Genomic DNA, 12866 nt, shown 5'->3' on the forward strand with positions numbered 1-12866 from the left:
GCCGGGGAGAGGGCATCCCATGTCTGAGCGAATACCCCTCACCCCCACCCCTCTTCCAGAGGGAGAGGGGAGACATTGTCCCGCCCTGCTCATCGCCGCCCCGGCCTCCGGCCAGGGCAAGACCACCGTCACCGCCGCGCTCGCTCGCCTGCACGCCCGCCAGGGCAAGCGGGTGCGGGTATTCAAGTGCGGGCCGGACTTCCTCGACCCGATGATCCTCGCCCGCGCCTCCGGCGCGCCGGTCTATCAATTGGATCTGTGGATGGTGGGCGAGGCGGAAAGCCGCCGCCTGCTCTGGGAGGCGGCGGCGGAGGCCGACCTGATCCTCATCGAAGGCGTGATGGGCCTGTTCGACGGTTCGCCCTCGGCCGCCGACCTGGCGCGGCGTTTCGGTGTGCCGGTGCTCGGCGTGATCAACGGCGCCGCCATGGCCCAGACCTTCGGCGCCCTGGCCGTGGGCCTGGCCACCTATCAGCCGGACCTGCCTTTCGCTGGCGTGCTCGGCAACCGCGTCGGCAGCCAGCGCCACAGCGACCTGATCCGCGACAGCCTGCCGGACTGGATCCGCTGGTACGGCGCCCTGCCGCGCAGCGCCGAGGTGGAGCTGCCGAGCCGCCACCTGGGGCTGGTCCAGGCCGAAGAACTGGCGGACCTGGATGCGCGCCTGGACGCCGCTGCCGATGCGTTGGCCGCCAGCGCTGAAGTGGCCTTGCCCCCGGCGGTCGAGTTCGCCGCGCCGGAAGACCAGGTGGTTGGCGACTGGCTGGCGGGAGTGCGCATCGGCGTCGCTCGCGATACCTCCTTTGCCTTCCTCTATCAGGCCAACCTCGACCTGCTGCAGCGCCTGGGGGCCGAGCTGGCATTCTTCTCGCCGCTGACCGATACGCAGCTGCCGGCCGTGGACAGCCTCTACCTGCCCGGCGGCTACCCCGAGTTGCACCTGCGCCAGTTGCACGGTAACCGTGCCATGGCCCAGGCCATCCGCGCCCACCATGCCGCGGGCAAGCCGATCCTCGCCGAGTGCGGCGGCATGCTCTATCTGCTGGAAGGCCTGACCGAGGTGGCCGGCGAGTCCGCCGAGCTGCTCGGCCTGCTGCCCGGCCGCGCCACCATGCAGAAGCGCCTGGCGGCCCTGGCCCTGCAGGAAGCGCCGCTGCCGGAGGGCAATCTGCGCGGGCACACCTTCCACCATTCGTTGCTGGATTCGCCCCTGGCGCCCATCGCCCGTGGCCTGTGCCCGAACGACAAACCGGTGGCCGAGGCGGTTTTCCGCATCGGCCGCCTGACCGCCTCCTATATCCACTTCTATCTGCCGTCCAACCCGCGGGCGGCTGCGGAGCTGTTCCGACCATGAGTGAACACGCCTTCAGCCCTGATGAGCGCGCGGCGGTCTATCGCGCCATCGCCGAACGACGCGACATGCGCCACTTCAGCGGCGGCGAGGTGCCGCCCGAGCTGTTGGCACGGCTGCTTGAGGCCGCCCACCAGGCGCCCAGCGTCGGGCTGATGCAGCCCTGGCGCTTTATCCGCATCAGTTCTGCCGAACTGCGTCAGGACATCCACGCCCTGGTGGAGGCTGAGCGGGTGCGCACCGCCGAGGCGCTGGGCGAACGCTCGGACGAGTTCATGAAGCTCAAGGTGGAAGGCATCCGTGACTGCGCCGAGCTGCTGGTGGCCGCCCTGATGGACGGCCGCGAGGCTCATGTGTTCGGCCGCCGCACCCTGCCGGAGATGGATCTGGCCTCATTGTCCTGCGCCATCCAGAACCTCTGGCTGGCGGCCCGTGCCGAAGGCCTGGGGATGGGCTGGGTGTCGCTCTTCGAGCCCGGGGCCCTGGCCGAACTGCTCGGCATGCCGGAGGGCAGCAAACCCCTGGCGGTGCTCTGCCTGGGGCCGGTGACCGAGTTCTACTCGGCGCCCATGCTGGCCCTGGAAGGCTGGGCGCAGCCGCGGCCGTTGGCCGAGCTGGTGTTCGAGAATCACTGGGGGCAGCAAGCATGAGCCTTGGCTTCCTCACCTTCGGCGCCGTGGCGCTGGACGCCCTGTTCGGCGAGCCCAGGGGCTGGCACCCGCTGGTGGCCTTCGGCAAGCTGGCCAACCGCCTGGAACAGCGCTTCAACCCGGGTGGTCGTGGCTGGCGCAGCCATGGCGTGACTGCCTGGGTCCTGGCGGTGCTGCCGCTTACCTTCGGTGCCTGGCTGCTGTCGGAACTGCCCTATGTCGGCGCTCTGGTGGGGGTGATCGCCCTCTACGCAGCCATCGGCCTGCGTAGCCTCAACGAACATGCCGAGCCCGTGGCCAACGCCCTGCAGGCGGGCGACCTTGCCGAGGCGCGCAAGCGTGTCGGCTACATGGTCAGCCGCGAAACCCGCGAACTGGATGAGCCGGCCGTGGCTCGCGCCGCCACCGAGTCGGTGCTGGAGAACGGCAGCGACGCGGTGTTCGCCGCGCTGTTCTGGTTTGCGGTCGCCGGTGCGCCGGGCGTGGTGCTCTATCGTCTTTCCAACACCCTGGACGCCATGTGGGGCTACCGCAACGCGCGCTTCGAGCGCTTCGGCTGGGCCGCCGCGCGCATCGATGACGTCCTCAACTACATCCCGGCCCGGCTGGTGGCCCTGACCTATGCGCTGCTCGGCAAGACCGGCGTGGCCTTGCGTTGCTGGCGCCGGCAGGCGCCGCAATGGGACAGCCCCAACGCCGGCCCGGTGATGGCGGCCGGCGCCGGCGCGCTGGGCGTGGCCCTGGGCGGCCCGGCCGTCTACCACGGCGAGCTGCATGAACGCCCGGTACTGGGCGAAGGCCCTGCAGCGCGCGCCGAGGACATAGGCCGGGCCATGGACCTGGTGCGCCAGGGCGTGCTGCTCTGGCTGGCGCTGCTGATCATCGGAGGCTGGCTCCTTGCTTGAACATGGCGGACGGCTGCGCGCGGCGGCGCAGCGCTACGGTATAGCCGAGGCCGACTGGCTCGACCTCTCCACCGGCATCGCCCCCTATGGCTGGGAACTGCCGGCCATTCCGGCATCCGCCTGGGCGCGCCTGCCGGAGCGGGATGACGGCCTGGAAACGGCCGCCCAGCGCTACTACGGCTGCAGTTCGCTGCTGCCGGTGGCCGGCTCCCAGGCGGCGATCCAGGCCCTGCCGCGGCTGCGCGGACGGAGCCGGGTCGGCGTCCTCTCCCCCTGTTACGCCGAGCACGCCCACGCCTGGCGCCGGGAAGGCCACGAACTGGAAGAGCTGGACAGCGACTCCGTCGAACGGGAGCTGGAGCGGTTCGATGTGCTGCTGGTGGTCAACCCCAATAACCCCACAGGGCAGCACCTGGCGCCGGAAACGCTGCTTCGCTGGCGCGAACGCCTGGTGCAGCGGGGCGGCTGGCTGCTGGTGGACGAAGCCTTCATGGACTGCACGCCGGAGCTGAGCCTGGCGCGCCATTGCCCGCTGCCGGGGTTGCTGGTGCTGCGCTCCTTCGGCAAGTTCTTCGGCCTGGCGGGCCTCCGGCTCGGCTTCGTGCTGGCGGAAGCGGCGCTGCTGGAGCGCCTGGAAGAACTGCTTGGCCCCTGGGCCGTGAGCGGACCGGCGCGGGTCCTGGCCAGGGCCCTGCTGGAGGACGAGGCCGGGCAGGCCCGGCAACGGCAGTCCTTGCTTCGCGACGGTCTGCGCCTGGAGAACCTGCTGCGGGACTGTGGCCTCGCTCCCAGCGGTGGCGCCGCGCTGTTCCAGCGGCTCGTTCGCGATGATGCCCCGCTTCTGCACGAATTCCTCGCCGCACGCGGCATCCTCTCCCGGCTGTTCACTGCGCCGCCCGCTCTGCGCTTCGGCCTGCCGCCGGACGAAGCCGGCTGGACGCGGTTGCGGGACGCCCTGAACCACTATGCCAAGGAATACCCATGACCACCCTGATGGTGCAGGGCACCACTTCCGACGCCGGCAAGAGCACCCTGGTGACCGCCCTGTGCCGCTGGCTCAGGCGCCAGGGCGTGGCAGTGGCGCCCTTCAAGCCGCAGAACATGGCGCTGAACAGTGCGGTGACCGCTGACGGCGGCGAGATCGGCCGCGCCCAGGCGGTGCAGGCCCAGGCCTGCGGCCTGCCGCCCCACACCGATATGAATCCGGTACTGCTCAAGCCCAATACCGACATAGGCGCCCAGGTGATCATCCACGGTCGCGCCGTCACCAGCATGAATGCCGCCGCCTACCACGACTACAAGAAGGTCGCCATGGCCGCGGTGCTGGAGTCCCACCAGCGTCTCTGCGCCCGCTACCCCGTGGTGCTGGTGGAGGGGGCCGGCTCGCCGGCGGAGATCAATCTGCGCGCCAACGACATCGCCAACATGGGCTTCGCCGAGGCGGTGGATTGCCCGGTGATACTGGCCGCCGATATCGACCGCGGCGGCGTCTTCGCCCATCTGGTGGGCACTCTGGAGCTGCTCTCGGCAAGCGAGCAGGCACGGGTCAAGGGCTTCGTGATCAACCGTTTTCGTGGCGATATCGCCCTGCTCGAGCCCGGCCTCGACTGGCTGGAGCAGCGTACCGGCAAGCCGGTTCTGGGCGTGCTGCCATACCTCAGCGACTTCCACCTGGAAGCCGAGGACGCCATCGACCTGCGCCAGGCGGACAAGACCGGCAAGCTGCTGCGGGTGGCGGTGCCTGTGCTGCCGCGCATCAGCAATCACACCGACTTCGATCCCCTGCGCCTGCATCCCCAGGTGCAGCTGACCTTCGTCGGGCCCGGCCAAGCCATGCCGCCGGCGGACCTGGTCATCCTCCCTGGCTCCAAGAGTGTGCGCGCCGACCTTGCGCGCCTGCGTGAGCACGGTTGGGACCAGGCCCTGCAGCGCCACCTGCGCTACGGCGGCAAGGTGCTCGGCATATGCGGCGGGTATCAGATGCTCGGCCGCAGCGTCAAAGACCCCCACGGCCTGGAAGGCCCGGCGGGGGAGAGCGCCGGCCTCGGCCTGCTGGAGATCGACACCCTGCTGGAGCCGGAAAAGCAGCTGCGCAACGTCAGCGGCCGCCTGCTGCTGGAGGACGCGCCGGTCGGCGGCTATGAAATCCATGCCGGCATCAGCAGCGGTGCCGGGCTCGAACACCCTGTCGTGACTCTGGACGATGGCCGCGCCGACGGCGCCTGCAGCTCGGACGGCCAGGTCATGGGCACCTACCTGCACGGCCTGTTCGAGTCGTCCGCTGCCAGCTCCGCCATCCTGCGCTGGGCCGGCCTCGAAGCGGTGCAGGCAGTGGACTACCAGGCCCTGCGCGAGCGCGATATCGAGCGCCTGGCGGATCAGGTGGAACAGCATCTGGATACCCGCCTGCTGGCGGAACTCTGCGGCCTCGGCGACACGGTGAAAGCCCATGCCTGAACTCATCCTCGGCGGCGCCCGCTCCGGCAAGAGCCGGCTGGCGGAGAAGCTGGCCAGCGAAAGCGGCTTCAAGGTCATCTACATCGCCACCAGCCAGCCGCTGGATGGCGAGATGAGCGAGCGGGTCGCCCATCATCGCGCCCGTCGTCCGGACCACTGGGGCCTGGTGGAAGAGCCGCTGCAGCTCGCCCGAGCCCTGCGCGAGAACGCCGCTGCCGATACCTGCCTGCTGGTGGATTGCCTGACCCTCTGGCTGACCAACCTGCTGATGCTCGACGACCCGGCGCGGCTGGACGAAGAGCGCGAGGCCCTGCTCGGCTGCATCACCGAGCTGCCGGGGCGGGTGCTGCTGGTGAGCAATGAAACCGGGCTCGGCGTCGTGCCCCTGGGGGAGCTGACCCGCCGCTATGTCGACGAAGCCGGCTGGCTGCACCAGGCCCTGGCCGAACGCTGCGAGCGGGTGACCTTCACCGTTGCCGGCCTGCCCATGATCCTCAAGGGAGAAACCCTATGACCCTGCAATGGTGGCAGGCACCCTGCCAACCGCTCGATCCGGTGGCACGCGCCAAGGCCCAGGCCCGCCAGGACCAACTGACCAAGCCGCGCGGCGCGCTCGGCCAACTGGAAGGCCTCGCCATTAGCCTCGCCGCTCAGCAGGGCCGCGAACGGCCGCGCGTCGATCGCCCCTGGTTCGCCGTGTTCGCCGGCGACCATGGCGTGGTGGAGGAGGGCGTTTCGGCTTATCCACAGGCAGTGACCGGCGAGATGCTGCGTAACTTCGTCCGCGGTGGCGCCGCCATCAGCGTATTGGCGCGCAGCCTGGGCGCCACCCTGGAACTGGTGGACCTGGGCACCGCCGTGCCGCTGGAGCCGCTCCCAGGTGTGTTGCACCTGCAGGTCGGGGCGGGTACGGCGAACTTCGCCCGCGAACCGGCGATGACCGCCGCCCAGTGCCTGATCGCCCTGCAAGCGGGGCGCGCCAGCGTCGAGCGCGCCCTGGCGGCCCGGGCCGATCTCTACGTCGGTGGCGAAATGGGCATCGGCAACACCACCACCGCCAGCGCCCTGGCCTGTGCCCTGCTGGAGCTGCCGGCCAGCGCGCTGGCCGGTCCCGGCACCGGGCTGGACGGCAATGGCGTGGCGCACAAGGTCCGGGTGATCGAACAGGCTCTGGCCCTGCATCGCGAGGGCTGCGACAGCCCGCAGGAAACCCTGCGCCGTCTCGGCGGCTTCGAGGTGGCGGCGCTGACCGGCGCCTACCTGGCCTGCGCCCAGCTCGGGATACCGGCCCTGGTGGACGGTTTCATCTGCGGCGTGGCGGCGCTCTGCGCCGTGCGCCTCAATCCTGCGTGCCGCGAATGGCTGCTGTTCTCCCATCGTTCCGCCGAACCCGGTCACCTCGCCGTGCTCGCCGCGCTGGAAGCCGAGCCGTTGCTGGACCTGGGCCTGCGCCTGGGCGAGGGCAGCGGCGCGGCTATTGCGTTGCCGCTGCTGCGCCTGGCCTGCGAGCTGCACGATGGCATGGCCACCTTCGCCGAGGCTGCGGTTTCGGATCGCCCGGCATGAAGCTCGACCTGCTGCGCCATGGCGAAACGGAACGGGGCGGTGGCTTTCGCGGCAGCCTGGACGATGCGCTGACCGACACCGGCTGGGCGCAGATGCACGCCGGGATCGAAGGTGCTGGACCTTGGGACCAGCTGGTGAGCTCGCCGCTGCAACGTTGCGCGGCCTTCGCCCGCGAGCTCTCCGAGCGCTCAGCGTTGCCTTTGCAGTTCGACGCCGACCTGCGCGAACTGCATTTCGGCCAGTGGGAAGGGCGTAGTGCCGCCGAGTTGATGGAGACCCACGCCGAAGGCCTGGGCCTGTTCTGGAACGATCCCTACGCCTTCACCCCGCCGGAAGGCGAAACCCTGCTGGACTTCGAGGCGCGGGTGCTCGCCGCCGCCGAGCGACTGCACCAGCGCTACGCCGGCCAGCGGGTGCTGCTGGTCACCCACGGTGGGGTGATTCGCCTCCTCGTTGCCCGCGCCCGCCAGCTGCCACGCGCCCAGCTGATGCAGGTGGAAGCGGCCCATGGCCAGATGTTCCGCCTGGAGTTCGACGCGCTCGGCCTGCGGGAGCGGCCATGACGCCGTTACTGATCGCCCTGCAGTTCCTCACCCGCCTGCCCGTGCGCCTACCCGGCATGCCCGAGCCGCGGCAGGTCGGCCAGTCGCTGCTCTGGTATCCCATGGTCGGGCTGCTGCTCGGCCTGTTGCTGATGGGCGCGGCCTTCCTTCTGGAAGGTCGCCCGGCGCTGCTGCAGGCGGCGCTGTTGCTGGCCCTCTGGGTGGGCCTCTCCGGCGGCCTGCACCTGGACGGCCTGGCCGACACGGCGGATGCCTGGGTCGGTGGCTACGGGGACCGCGAGCGCACCCTGGTGATCATGAAAGACCCGCGCAGCGGACCCATTGCCGTGGTGGTACTGGTCCTGGTCCTGCTGCTGAAATTCGCAGCCCTGGTGGCGCTGCTCGAGGCCGGCCAGCTCCTGCCACTGCTGCTGACGCCCTGGCTTGCACGGGGGCTGCTGCCCTTGCTCTTCCTTACGACGCCCTATGTGCGCGCCGGCGGGCTGGGGCAAGCCCTGGCAGACCACCTGCCGCGCCGGGAAATGCCTTGGTGGCTGGCGATACAGGCGGCGGTGATGCTGGTCTTCGGTTGGGTCGCCTGGTTGTCGCTGGCGGTGGCATTGGTGGTCTTTGCCTGGATGCGCTGGCAGTACGTGCGGCGGCTGGGTGGGACTACGGGGGATACGGCGGGGGCGTTGGTGGAGGTGGTGGAGGTGGTGGTGCTGGTGGCGGTTGCCGTTGCCCTCTCCCCCAACCCCTCTCCCTGAAGGGAGAGGGGAGCCAGTCCGAGCGCAGGTTAATTACCGCGTACAGCGCTGCTCCGAGTTTCCGGCCACCGCAAACGCATCAAGCGCGAGTCACCCCTCTCCTCTTCAGGGAGAGGGGCCGGGGGAGAGGGCGTTGCCGGGAAACACCTCCTCTGCCGCCAATCGGATCGTTTCCAGTACCGCCTCCGTCTGCTGAAGTACCTCATGGTTCCAGAACCTCAGCACCTTGAAACCCCGTCTGGCCAGCCAGGCATCACGCACCCGGTCAGCCTCGCTCTCCAGGTGCTGCCCGCCATCCAGTTCAACCACCAGCATCCGTCCTTGGCAGATGAAGTCGACAATGTACGGCCCCAGCGGCTTCTGCCGCCGGAACTTCAATCCCTGCAGTCGCTTGGCGCGTAGATATTGCCAAAGGTGCTGCTCGGCGTCCGTTTGCTCTGTCCTGAGCTGTTTGGCGAATCCAGTTTTTCTCATGGCCTTCGTCCTTTCCTTGGAAAGCCATGATTCTCCTGGCAATGGTCATTCGGATTGGTCCGGAAAGCCCGTCGAAATCGCCGATCTCACTCAAACACGAAATGCTCTCCCGCCAGGCCCAGGCCCAGGCCCAGGCGTAGGCCAGGGCGACATAGCCGGAATACATCAGGAAGTCGTGGCTGGCGGTGCTGACCAGGTCGCGATCCTTGCGGGCGCGCAGGGCGATGCGCAGGGTCAGCCAGTTCCACTGCGCCGAGAGTTTCAGCAGGTCCCGGCCTTGGCAGCGGTAACGGCGGCTTCTGGCAGTTGGGACAATTGCAGCGGTACCGGCCATCCGTTGTGGCGGGGAAATCAATTGACGCTCGGGATAATGCGGGTATATACACGCATCCATGTTGCCGACTCATTGCCTCTGTACCAAATTGCGCCGTGCCACCCGTAACGTGACCCGGCTCTACGACGATGCCCTCGCCGGTGTCGGGTTGAACGTCGCCCAGTATTCGCTGCTGAAGAATCTGTCGTGGCTGGACCAGCCGAGTATCACCAGCGTGGCCGAGGCCATGGGGCTGGACCGCAGCACCCTGGGACGCAACCTCAAGGTGCTGGAGGCCAAGGGGCTGGTGCAGTTCGAGGACGGCGAGGACCAGCGCAACCGCCTGGTGGCCCTGACACCGGCAGGTCGCGCCAGTCTCGATGAGGCGAAGCTGGCCTGGGAGGATGTACAGATACAGATGGGGCAACGCATGGGGCTGGAAAAGCGAGCGGCGCTGATGGCGCTGCTGGATGACCTGGAACATCTCGGCTGAATTTTTCGCAGAAAAGCGGGTATCTACCCGTAAAGGATTTCTCTATGACTTCGGTATGGCGTACAAGCGGCTGGATTCTTCTTGGGGCGTCGTTGATCCTGGCGCTATCGCTGGGCATCCGACATGGATTCGGTCTGTTCCTGGCGCCCATGAGCGCCGAGTTCGGCTGGGGCCGGGAGGTGTTCGCCTTCGCCATCGCCCTGCAGAACCTGATCTGGGGGCTGGCGCAGCCCTTCACCGGCGCACTGGCCGACCGCTTCGGCGCGGCGAAGACTGTGGTCGTCGGTGGCGTGCTCTATGCCCTGGGCCTGGTGCTGATGGGATATTCCGATTCGGCCCTGTCGCTGTCGTTCAGCGCCGGCCTGCTGATTGGCATCGGCCTGTCGGGCACGTCCTTCTCGGTGATCCTCGGTGTGGTGGGCCGCGCGGTGCCGGTGGAGAAGCGCAGCATGGCCATGGGTATCGCCGCGGCTGCCGGCTCCTTCGGCCAGTTCGCCATGCTGCCCGGAACCCTCGGTCTGATCGGCTGGCTGGGCTGGTCTTCGGCCCTGCTGACGTTGGGCCTGCTGGTGGCGCTGATCGTACCCCTGGTGGGCCTGCTCAAGGACAACCCGCCGCCGCCCCAGGCCCATGAGCAGAGCCTGGGCGATGCGCTGCGCGAGGCCGTGGGGCATTCCGGCTTCTGGCTGCTGGCGCTGGGCTTCTTCGTCTGCGGTTTCCAGGTGGTGTTCATTGGCGTGCACCTGCCGGCCTACCTGGTGGACCAGCACCTGCCGGCCATGGTCGGGACCACCGTGCTGGCGCTGGTGGGGCTGTTCAATGTGTTCGGCACCTACATCGCCGGCTGGCTGGGCGGCCGTCACTCCAAGCCCAGGCTGCTGACCGCCCTCTATCTGCTGCGTGCAGTGGTGATAGTGGCCTTCGTCTATTCGCCGCTGAGCATCTGGAGCGCCTACGCCTTCGGCATGGCCATGGGGCTGCTCTGGCTGTCCACCGTTCCCCTGACCAACGGCACGGTCGCCACCCTGTTCGGTGTACGCAACCTGTCCATGCTCGGTGGTATCGTCTTCCTGTTCCACCAGCTGGGCGCCTTCCTGGGTGGCTGGCTGGGGGGCTACCTCTATGACCGCACGGGTAGTTACGAACTGGTATGGCAGATTTCCATCTTCCTCAGTCTGGCGGCCGCCGTCCTCAACTGGCCGGTGCGCGAAGAGCCGGTGGCGCGACTGCAACCCGCCGGGGCCGCATGAGCCTGCGCCTCGGCTGGGCCCTGGGTGCCCTGTTGATCGGCCTGCTTCTGGCCTTGGGCTGGTGGGGCTGGCAGCAGGGCGGCCTGGCGCTGATGCAGCTGGGCATGAGCCTTTGTTGATTGCCGGCGCAGGGCGAGGGGGTTAGCGTAGGCGGATCGCCAGATCGCGCCGGAGTCCACCATGAAAGCCTTGCCCGTCCTGCTCCTGTCGCTCGCCCTGTTCGGCAGCCAGGCCATGGCTGCCGAATGTCCCTCGCTCCTGCAGTATCAGCTGCCGCAACTGCGCTCCAAGGAAACCATCGACCTCTGCCAGCGCTTCGCCGGCAAACCCCTGCTGATCGTCAATACCGCCAGCCACTGCGGCTTCACCCCGCAGTTCAAGGGGCTGGAGGCGCTCTACAAACGCTATAAGGATCAAGGGTTCGAAGTGTTGGGCGTGCCCTCGGACGACTTCAAGCAGGAAGCCGCCAGCACCGAGGAGACCGCCAAGGTCTGCTACGTCAACTACGGCGTCACCTTCGCCATGACCCAGCCCCAGCACGTCACCGGAGACGATGCGATTCCGCTCTACAAGGAGCTGATGGTCCAGTCCGGCCAGGCCCCGCGTTGGAATTTCTACAAGTACGTGGTGGATCGCCAGGGCAAGGTGATCGCCCAGTTCTCGAGCCGGACCAAGCCGGACGACCCGGATTTGCTCAAGGCGGTAGAGCAGGCGTTGGCGAGCAAGCCCTGAGATCTGGGTTCCACGGGTGAGAATTGTGGTTTTTGCGAAGGCCTTTGGCTGTGCTGACGTCCCAACGCTTTTACTGCTTCGCAAGAGCCAACCCGGTGAGAACATCCGCGTAGGGGGCGCTTCGCGCACCGGGACTGCCGCGCGGGATTGCCAGTGCGCACGGCGCACCCTATGGGGCATTTGGCAAATTTGCCCCCACACGATTCATGCGCACCGGCATACGCCGTGCCGGATGCTCACCGCACTACCTCTCAGGCCTGTCCATACTCCCGCCCCACAAAAGCCACCCGGGTACGAAAAGCCCGATACCACTCCTCACGCCCGCGCTGCTGCGCCACCCTGTGCTCGGCCTGGACACGCCAGGCGCGGATGGCCTCCTCGCTGGCCCAGTAGGAGACGGTGATCCCCTGCCCATCGGCTCCGCGCGCCGACTCTACACCGAGGAAGCCAGGCTGGTTCTGCGCCAGTTCCAGCATGCGTTCGGCGGTGGCGGCGTAGTCCTGCTCGGTTTCGCTGCGCAGGGAGGTGAAGATCACCGCGTAATAAGGCGGCTCGGGGGTGCGGGCGATCATCGCGCTTCTCCTCGGCAGGCCCTGACGAAGGCCGCCACCAGCGGCGGCAAGCGGCCGATCAGGGCGGCGCGTTCCGGCTGGAACAGAGTGGCGATGAAGAAGGGATGGTCGTCCCGCTCCACCGCCCGCACTGCGCCGCTGGCATCAAGGGCGGCCACGCGCAGCGGCCCCTGGGTGAGTTGTTCGCGAAAGGCGGGGTTGAGGCCGTAGCCGCAGAGGTAACCCTCGAAGGCTTCTGTTGTGCCGTAGGCCCTGACCAGGCGCGAATCGGCGTTCAGCTGCACCCGCTCCAGGGTTTCCCGCAGGGCGCAGGGCAGGGGGCTGATCACGGCGCGTGGTGCGTCCGGGGCGGTTTCGGCGTGTTCCGCGTCGCTCCAGCCGAGCACATTGTGCGCATGTTCCAGCAGGGCATGCTGGAAGCCGCCGCAGGTGCCGAGAAAGGGCAGGGCGTTGACCCGCGCGTAGGCGATGGCCCGGAGCGCGCCTTCGGTGTCGCGGTAGGGGCTGCCGGGTATGCACCAGAGCCCGTCGAAGCCCTCCAGCCGTTGCTGGTCCATGCGCTCGGTCGCCAGCCAGACCGGTTCCAGCGCCTGGCCCGTGGCTTCGGCGGCCAGTTCCAGGGCGCGGGGAATGGCGCGGTGCGCGGTGATCCGATCGTCCTGATCGCCTACCAGACCGATTCGCAGCGGCTGGCCGTTGTGCCGGGGTTCCTTCATCAGCTGTCCTCCCAAGTGGGCGCGGATTGCACCCGTTCAGGAGGACTATATAGTTGCGTCCTGGCAATCAATATTGGC

At 68.3% G+C, this 12866-nt stretch carries 16 protein-coding genes and 1 pseudogene; 13 read left to right on the top strand and 4 right to left on the bottom strand.

Features of this window, described 5'->3' with window-relative positions; translation table 11 throughout:
• Positions 1-19: 19 nt before the first annotated feature.
• From E8F11_RS04100 to E8F11_RS04140, 9 genes are read left to right on the top strand one after another with little or no spacing between them, the layout of a single operon-like run.
• Positions 20-1354, top strand: a complete 1335-nt coding sequence (locus E8F11_RS04100; RefSeq protein WP_280287534.1) for a cobyrinate a,c-diamide synthase — start codon at positions 20-22, stop codon at positions 1352-1354.
• The gene (bluB, locus tag E8F11_RS04105; RefSeq protein ID WP_280287535.1) at positions 1351-2001 is read left to right on the top strand and encodes a 5,6-dimethylbenzimidazole synthase; all 651 of its coding nucleotides are present in this window, start codon (positions 1351-1353) and stop codon (positions 1999-2001) included. The genes E8F11_RS04100 and bluB overlap by 4 nt, the downstream gene beginning before the upstream one ends.
• A complete protein-coding gene (gene cbiB / locus E8F11_RS04110) occupies positions 1998-2906 on the top strand; it encodes an adenosylcobinamide-phosphate synthase CbiB (RefSeq protein WP_280287536.1) in 909 nt (302 codons plus the stop codon). The genes bluB and cbiB overlap by 4 nt, the downstream gene beginning before the upstream one ends.
• On the top strand, positions 2899-3891 hold the full coding sequence (gene cobD, locus E8F11_RS04115) for a threonine-phosphate decarboxylase CobD (protein ID WP_280287537.1): 993 nt from the start codon (positions 2899-2901) through the stop codon (positions 3889-3891). Before cbiB ends, cobD begins: the two co-directional genes overlap by 8 nt.
• The gene (locus tag E8F11_RS04120; protein WP_280287538.1) at positions 3888-5363 is read left to right on the top strand and encodes a cobyric acid synthase; all 1476 of its coding nucleotides are present in this window, start codon (positions 3888-3890) and stop codon (positions 5361-5363) included. Before cobD ends, E8F11_RS04120 begins: the two co-directional genes overlap by 4 nt.
• Positions 5356-5877 carry a bifunctional adenosylcobinamide kinase/adenosylcobinamide-phosphate guanylyltransferase gene (gene cobU / locus E8F11_RS04125; RefSeq protein WP_280287539.1) on the top strand — a complete coding sequence of 174 codons (522 nt, stop codon included), beginning with the start codon at positions 5356-5358 and terminating at the stop codon, positions 5875-5877. The genes E8F11_RS04120 and cobU overlap by 8 nt, the downstream gene beginning before the upstream one ends.
• Positions 5874-6929 carry a nicotinate-nucleotide--dimethylbenzimidazole phosphoribosyltransferase gene (gene cobT / locus E8F11_RS04130; RefSeq protein WP_280287540.1) on the top strand — a complete coding sequence of 352 codons (1056 nt, stop codon included), beginning with the start codon at positions 5874-5876 and terminating at the stop codon, positions 6927-6929. The genes cobU and cobT overlap by 4 nt, the downstream gene beginning before the upstream one ends.
• Positions 6926-7492 (top strand): alpha-ribazole phosphatase family protein, encoded by a 567-nt coding sequence (gene cobC / locus E8F11_RS04135; protein ID WP_280287541.1) that lies wholly within the window; start codon positions 6926-6928, stop codon positions 7490-7492. Before cobT ends, cobC begins: the two co-directional genes overlap by 4 nt.
• Positions 7489-8238 carry an adenosylcobinamide-GDP ribazoletransferase gene (locus E8F11_RS04140; RefSeq protein ID WP_280287542.1) on the top strand — a complete coding sequence of 250 codons (750 nt, stop codon included), beginning with the start codon at positions 7489-7491 and terminating at the stop codon, positions 8236-8238. The genes cobC and E8F11_RS04140 overlap by 4 nt, the downstream gene beginning before the upstream one ends.
• Positions 8239-8343: 105 nt before the next feature.
• Here the strand turns inward: E8F11_RS04140 and E8F11_RS04145 are convergent, their stop codons facing one another.
• Together E8F11_RS04145 and E8F11_RS04150 are read right to left on the bottom strand one after the other, a co-directional pair.
• On the bottom strand, positions 8344-8712 hold the full coding sequence (locus E8F11_RS04145) for an endonuclease domain-containing protein (protein WP_280287543.1): 369 nt from the start codon (positions 8710-8712) through the stop codon (positions 8344-8346).
• Between the two features lie 127 nt (positions 8713-8839).
• A pseudogene (locus E8F11_RS04150) lies at positions 8840-8998 on the bottom strand (acyl-CoA dehydrogenase C-terminal domain-containing protein); the annotation flags it as partial.
• A 106-nt stretch (positions 8999-9104) separates the two neighbouring features.
• Here E8F11_RS04150 and E8F11_RS04155 point away from each other — a divergent pair.
• From E8F11_RS04155 to E8F11_RS04170, 4 genes are all read left to right on the top strand, one after another.
• Complete coding sequence (locus E8F11_RS04155) at positions 9105-9518, top strand: MarR family winged helix-turn-helix transcriptional regulator (protein WP_280287544.1); 414 nt, start codon at positions 9105-9107, stop codon at positions 9516-9518.
• Between the two features lie 44 nt (positions 9519-9562).
• A complete protein-coding gene (locus E8F11_RS04160) occupies positions 9563-10768 on the top strand; it encodes an MFS transporter (protein ID WP_280287545.1) in 1206 nt (401 codons plus the stop codon).
• Complete coding sequence (locus tag E8F11_RS04165; RefSeq protein WP_280287546.1) at positions 10765-10887, top strand: hypothetical protein; 123 nt, start codon at positions 10765-10767, stop codon at positions 10885-10887. The genes E8F11_RS04160 and E8F11_RS04165 overlap by 4 nt, the downstream gene beginning before the upstream one ends.
• Positions 10888-10948: 61 nt before the next feature.
• Positions 10949-11500, top strand: a complete 552-nt coding sequence (locus E8F11_RS04170; protein ID WP_280287547.1) for a redoxin domain-containing protein — start codon at positions 10949-10951, stop codon at positions 11498-11500.
• Between the two features lie 251 nt (positions 11501-11751).
• Here the strand turns inward: E8F11_RS04170 and E8F11_RS04175 are convergent, their stop codons facing one another.
• Positions 11752-12072, bottom strand: a complete 321-nt coding sequence (locus tag E8F11_RS04175; RefSeq protein WP_280287548.1) for an antibiotic biosynthesis monooxygenase — start codon at positions 12070-12072, stop codon at positions 11752-11754.
• On the bottom strand, positions 12069-12788 hold the full coding sequence (locus E8F11_RS04180) for a CTP synthase (protein ID WP_280287549.1): 720 nt from the start codon (positions 12786-12788) through the stop codon (positions 12069-12071). Before E8F11_RS04180 ends, E8F11_RS04175 begins: the two co-directional genes overlap by 4 nt.
• Positions 12789-12866: the final 78 nt, after the last annotated feature.

The sequence above is a fragment of the Pseudomonas sp. BN417 genome (assembly GCF_029871205.1).
Lineage (GTDB): Bacteria > Pseudomonadota > Gammaproteobacteria > Pseudomonadales > Pseudomonadaceae > Metapseudomonas.